The sequence below is a fragment of the Protofrankia sp. Cr1 genome (assembly GCF_963555865.1).
Taxonomy (GTDB): domain Bacteria; phylum Actinomycetota; class Actinomycetes; order Frankiales; family Frankiaceae; genus Protofrankia.
This window is the reverse complement of sequence record NZ_CAUVXO010000004.1, coordinates 879-6,585: the sequence shown is the minus strand read 5'-3', so window position 1 is coordinate 6,585 and position 5,707 is coordinate 879. Positions and strand designations below refer to the sequence as shown.

Sequence of the window (5,707 nt, the reverse complement as noted above, 5' to 3'; positions counted from 1 at the left end):
ACCGCGGCGGACAACGCGCGCAGCGTGGTCGACCGCCGGTCGATCTCCTCGGCGGTGACCGCCGCGCCGTCGTCGCGTGCCGCGAGGTCGATCAGGCTCGCGATCCGCACGGCCTGCGCGAGCAGCGCGTGGGCGGACGGTGGGTAGCCGGGTGCGAGCAGCGGAACCGGTTCGTCGGTGTGGCGTTCACGGAGCACCGAGAGCACCTCGGGGCCGGCCTTCGCCCGGTCGAGGTTGAGCAGCGCGGCGGTTGCGGTCCGGATGGCCTCGTTGAGCTCGTGCTCCGCGGCGCGCAGCGGCGAGGGCGGCGGTGGCAGGTGGGCGCCGGTCGCCGAGTGCCAGTGCACCGACTCCAGACCGCCCTCGACCGCCGGACCGTGCGCGGTCACCGAGGGCACCAGGACCAGCGGCGGAGTGGGGCCGAGCACGACGATCGCCTCGCCGGCGGCGAGGGCTTCCCGGTTGGTGGCCGCCGGCCCCGGCAGACCGCTGACATCGCCGGGCACCGGCAGAACGAGCCGCAGGCGCCGGGTACCGACGGTCCGCAACCAGCCGAGCCCCAACGCAAGTCCCTGGCCGTCAACAGTGTGCGGGGCGTCAGGCCCACCGGAGCCCTCCCGGATCTGGGCGATCGCCTCGTCGGTGCTGACGAGCCCAGCGAGCCACGCATTACCCCATCCGGTGAGTGCCCCCGAGCGAGGCGAGGCAGCTTGGCCGCAAATCACGATGCCTACGTTAAGGAATGATGGCCCTGTCCTGCGACGATCCGGGCCTAGATTACTGGGCGTCACATGCGGTCGACAGTTGGCAACGAGCCGGTCGTGGCCGAAATGCTCCAGCCGGGCGCCGGCGACGACTGCCTGCGCTCGGCCCGGATCCGCTCGGCACGGATGCGCTCGGCACGCCGGCGGATGGGCGCGGCCGGACGGGCCAGCAGCCACGGCACGCCCACCTGCGCCATCCAACGGGCGTGCGCAAGCCGGGTGGGCGCCGCGGTCGGCGGTCCCATCTTCGGCAGCGCCAGCAACGGAATACCGGCTTTGCACAGAGCCTCGGCGAAGGCGCGGGCGATGAGCTGGTGGCCGCGAGGTCCCGGATGGACCCGGTCCACGTCGAAGGTCGACAGCTGATAGATATCGGGATGACGCGCCAGGTCGACCACCAGCACACCGGGATCTGCCGCGGCCGCGGCGTCAACGGCCGCGTTGAGCTGCCCGACCCGGGTTGTGAGCAGACGCCGGGCCGGGCCGGGTAGCCGCAGCAGACGTCCCGGGTCGTGCAACCGTGCCATCAGTACCCAGATGCCGTCGGCCCGCAGGTCCCGGACGCCCCACACGAGGTTGTGCCGCAGGCGCAGCGGATCGAATCCCGGGGACATTATGTCGTTCATTCCCGCAATCATGCTCACGATCTGCGGACGCAGCGTGCGGGCGACGGGGATCTGGGAGTCACGGACGTCCTTGGTGGTCGCACCGGTGGTCGCGAGGTTCGCGAACCGCACCTGGTCGGCCGGGGCCAGGGATGCGGCCAGGGCGGCGGCCCAGCCCCGGCCGGCGAGGGCCCGGTCAGCATGTGCCCTGCGGTACCGGCCCATGCTGACACCGTCACCGAGCCCGGCCGTGATGCTGTCACCGAGCGCGACGAAGCAGATCCCGTTCACCGTGACGTCAGGCCGCTCGGGTCGCGCCACCGCGATGGTCACCGGCACCGCGATGGTCATCGGCACCGCCGAACGCGTCATGACCGGACATCGAGGACAGGCCGTGGGCGGCGAGGAAACCGTCGATGGTGACGCTCCACGGGAACCGCTCAGCGCGGGCCCGGGCCACTCGCCGACGGGTGGGCCCGTCGAGTGCGACTAATTCTTCGACGCCGTCCGCGAAGGTCCAGCCGCTGCCCGCCGCGACGATCCCGCTTCCCGGCGTGACGAGCTCCGCCAGAGCGCTGCTGTGATGGACGACCACCGGGGTACCGCTCGCCATGGCCTCCAGCGCAGCCAGACCGAACGTCTCCACCGGCCCTGGTGCAAGTATGGCGTCCGCAGAGGCAAGCAGGGTGGCCAGACGATCACGATCGGCGACATAGCCGAGGAAGATGACCGGAAGACCGCTCGCGCGCCGGGTGAGGCGCCCCCGGCTCGGACCGTCACCAGCGATCACCAGCCGGCTGGGCACCCCGCGGCGGACGAGCTCCGCCAGCGCGTCCACAGCCGTGTCCCCCCGCTTTTCCGGCGACAGCCGGCCGACGTTCACCAGGAGAACCTCGCTGTCGCGGGCGAACGCCCGGCGCAGCGCGCTGTCGTAACGGTCGGGGCGGAAACGCTCGAGATCGACACCCAGAGGGACCTGGCACAGATTCGTTGCGCCGATGCGGACGAACTCGCTCCCGGCCCACGCGGTGGTGGCGACCACCGTGTCGAAGGTTCGCGCGAGCGCGGCATTGGACCGGTCCGCCGCGGAGCGGACCGGCAGCACCCCGCGCAGCGACCGGGGCGTCCACAGGTTCAGCAGCCGGTCGAGGCGTTCGTGGCTGACGACGAGGGATCGGACACCGGCACGGCTGGCCCAGCGGCCCAGGGGCCGCAGCGACGCCCGGTCGTGCACCTCGATGCGGTCGGGTGCGGCTGCGTCGAGATGGCGGATGACCCGCCACGGGTCGGTCAGGACCCGGTAGTCCGTACCGGGCACCAGCGGTGCCCGCATGGTCACCACCCTGGCCTCGGGGGTGTAGCGGACGCTGTCGCATTCCCCGGGTAGGACCTGGATGACCTCATGACCGGCCGCCGTATAGCCGGCGGCGAGATGACGCATTGTCGTGCGGATACCACCGGACCGCGGCGCGACGAAGTTGGCGGCCTGAACGATTTTCACCGGATACTCCCGTCATCGTTATGGTAAGCGCCGTCCCGCCCACTGTCTCGCACATAGCGGTCGACAGCGGCGCGGTGGAGCTGTGCCCGACGAGCGAGGACGGTCCGCGAACGCAGAGCGCCGACCCGCGTCTGCGCCACCCCGAAACCGCGGACGTCGTGATAGTGGCCGATGAGCTCGTCCCCGATCGCGCTCCAGCCGCAGCCGGCGACCGAACGCCGGGCGGCGGCGCCCATTGCCACCCGCCGCTCACCGTCGGCGATGAGGGTGGCGACCCGATTGGCCAACGCCGACGGGGAGTCCGGTGTGAAGTGCAGGCCTGTGTGGCCGTCGTCGACCACGTCGAGCAGGCCGCCGGCGGCCGGAGCGACCACCGGGACGCCACTGGCCTTGGCCTCCTGCGCGGCCTGGCAGAACGTCTCATGGGAACCGGTGTGGACGAACATGTCGAGACTCGCCACGATCGAGGACAAGTCCCGGCCGGACTGGAAACCGAGAAAGGTCGCCCGGTGCAGCTGACGTTCCAGAGTCGGCCGCATCGGCCCGTCACCAACGATGACCAGCCGGACCCCGGGGAAATCCTGCACCGCGCTGAGCAGATGCACCCGCTTCTCCCGGGCGAGCCGGCCGACGTATCCGATCAGTAGCTCACCATCAGGGGCGAGCCGGTGGCGCAGGGCGGCGTCCCGATGGCACGGGTTGAACCGCTCCAGGTCGACCCCACGTGCCCACCGGGCGATCCGGTGGACGCCCTGGCTCAGCAGCATGTCGACGGCCGGCCACGACGGCGCGAGCGTCCGCCCGGCCAGCCGGTGGACGGTCGCCACCCATCGCCAGATGGTGCGTTCGGCCTGGCCCAGCCCGTAACGAGCGGCGAAGCCGGCGAAGTCGGTCTGGTAGACGGCGACGCTCGGCAGCCCCAGCCGCCAGGCTGCGAAGGCGGACTGCGCGCCCAGCCCCGCCGGTGCGGCCAGGTGCACGACATCGGGTCGGAATTCCGCCAGAACGCCGACCAGCCGGGGCCACGGAGTGGCGACCCGGAAGGTCGGATATCCTGGCATTGGAACAGAGGGTGCACGCAGTACCCGTGCCCCGGCGTAGACGTCGGGGTCGGCGGCTGGTACCTGAGTTCCCGCTGCGGGGGCGATGACGAGCGCTTCGTGCCCGCGATCTTGCAGATGTTCGAGCACACGGCAGACCGAGTTCGTCACCCCGTCCACGTGCGGCAGGAACGACTCTGTGATCACTGCTACGCGCACGACACTAGGCTCCCAATCTACGGGGATCGCTCGCGGACGTCCGCTCGTCCGCGACGTGAACATTGTGGCACAACTTGATGTTACTGATCGCGGCATAGCGTGAGTAGGCAAATATCCGCGGAGGCCGAAAACCGTGCGTGGAACAGTCCGGCAAGGCGAGGACGACCCCGGCAAGGGCCGGCGCGGCAAAGACCAGCGCGGCAAAGACCAGCGCGGCAAGGACCAGCTGATCGCGGATCTCGTGGCGGCGCTCGGCGCCGACCACGTCCTGGTCGACCGCGATCTCACCGCCGGTTACGAAACCGACTGGACCGGTGCCTTCACCGGCCGCGCCGCCGCTGTGGCCCGCCCCGCGTCGACCGGTGAGGTCGCCGCCGTCCTGCGGGTCTGCGCCGCCCACGGCCGGCCCGTCGTACCGCAGGGCGGCAACACCGGCCTGGTCGGCGGGTCGGTACCGGCCGGAGCCGCCACCGGCGCGGTCGTGCTCAGCCTGCGCCGACTCACCGCGATCGACCCGGTCGACACGGCCGCGGGCCTGGTCACCGCCGCGGCGGGCGCAACCCTCGCCGATGTCCGGACCCACCTACGCACAGCCGGCTACACCATCGGTATCGACCTCGCCGCCCGCGACTCGGCAACCCTGGGTGGGATCGCCGCGACCAACGCCGGCGGCGAGCGGGTACTACGACACGGCATGACCCGCAGCCAGATAGCGGGGTTGGAGGCCGTCCTCGCCGACGGCCGGCTGGTACGGCGGCTGTCGGGTCTACCCAAGGACAACGTCGGCTACGACCTGCCGGCGCTGTTCGTCGGCAGCGAAGGCACCCTGGGAGTCATCACCAGGGTGCAGCTGCGCCTGGTCGGGCTGCCCCGCGCGCGGACGGCCGCGCTGATCGCCATGGCGGACCTCACCGCCGCCGTCAATCTCGTCGCCCAGCTTCGGGCCACGGTCGGATCCCTGGACGCCGTCGAGCTGATGTTCGACGGCGGCATCACGCTGGTCTGCGACCACCAGGGTCTGCCGGCACCGTTTCCCGGCCGGACCTCCTCGGGACACAACACTGCCTACCTGTTGGTGGAATGTGTGGGGCGCACCGATCCGGCCGACGAGCTCGCCGCCGCGATCGAGACCGCCGCGGGTGTACTGCACATCGCCGTCGCCACGACAGCCACGGACCGTCGTCGGCTGTGGGCTTACCGCGACGGCCACGCCGCGGCCGTGAACGCCCTCGGGGTCCCGGTCAAGCTCGATGTCGCCGTCCCCCTCACCCGGATCACCACCTTCGTCGAGGACCTGCGCGCGCTGGTACCGGCGGTGGCACCGTCCGCCCGGCTGCACCTGTGGGGTCACCTGGCCGAAGCGAACCTGCACGTCAACATCACCGGACCCGACCGCGACGACAGCCGCAGCCGGGAAACGCTCGCCGGGGCGATCCTCACCCGGGCCGCGGCCGACGGCGGCAGCATCGGCGCCGAACACGGCGTGGGACGCGCCAAAATGCCCTGGATAGGCCTGTCCCGATCACCTGACGAACTCGCCGTGATGACCGCGGTGAAGCATGCCCTGGACCCCGCCGG

5 protein-coding genes are annotated in these 5,707 nt (G+C 71.4%); 1 reads left to right on the top strand and 4 read right to left on the bottom strand.

All coding sequences use genetic code 11. The features are described from left to right. From U9980_RS01140 to U9980_RS01125, 4 genes are all read right to left on the bottom strand, one after another. Positions 1-725 (bottom strand): hypothetical protein (locus tag U9980_RS01140; RefSeq protein WP_322766298.1); only part of this gene is annotated, 725 nt, incomplete at its 3' end. 62 nt (positions 726-787) lie between these two features. Further along, on the bottom strand, positions 788-1,720 hold the full coding sequence (locus U9980_RS01135; protein WP_322766297.1) for an SGNH/GDSL hydrolase family protein: 933 nt from the start codon (positions 1,718-1,720) through the stop codon (positions 788-790). Next, the gene (locus U9980_RS01130; RefSeq protein WP_322766296.1) at positions 1,668-2,870 is read right to left on the bottom strand and encodes a glycosyltransferase; all 1,203 of its coding nucleotides are present in this window, start codon (positions 2,868-2,870) and stop codon (positions 1,668-1,670) included. The genes U9980_RS01135 and U9980_RS01130 overlap by 53 nt, the downstream gene beginning before the upstream one ends. After that, positions 2,867-4,129 (bottom strand): glycosyltransferase family 4 protein, encoded by a 1,263-nt coding sequence (locus U9980_RS01125; RefSeq protein ID WP_416210106.1) that lies wholly within the window; start codon positions 4,127-4,129, stop codon positions 2,867-2,869. Before U9980_RS01125 ends, U9980_RS01130 begins: the two co-directional genes overlap by 4 nt. A 133-nt stretch (positions 4,130-4,262) precedes the next feature. On the opposite strand from U9980_RS01125, the gene U9980_RS01120 reads away from it, so the two are divergent. After that, positions 4,263-5,707, top strand: a 1,445-nt coding sequence (locus U9980_RS01120) for an FAD-binding oxidoreductase (protein ID WP_322766294.1), incomplete at its 3' end; no start/stop codon positions are given.

Bases quoted from the DNA above. Each gene is read 5' to 3' on its own strand.
- U9980_RS01135 (WP_322766297.1), bottom strand. From the start codon at position 1,720: ATGACCATCGCGGTGCCGGTGACCATCGCGGTGGCGCGACCCGAGCGG.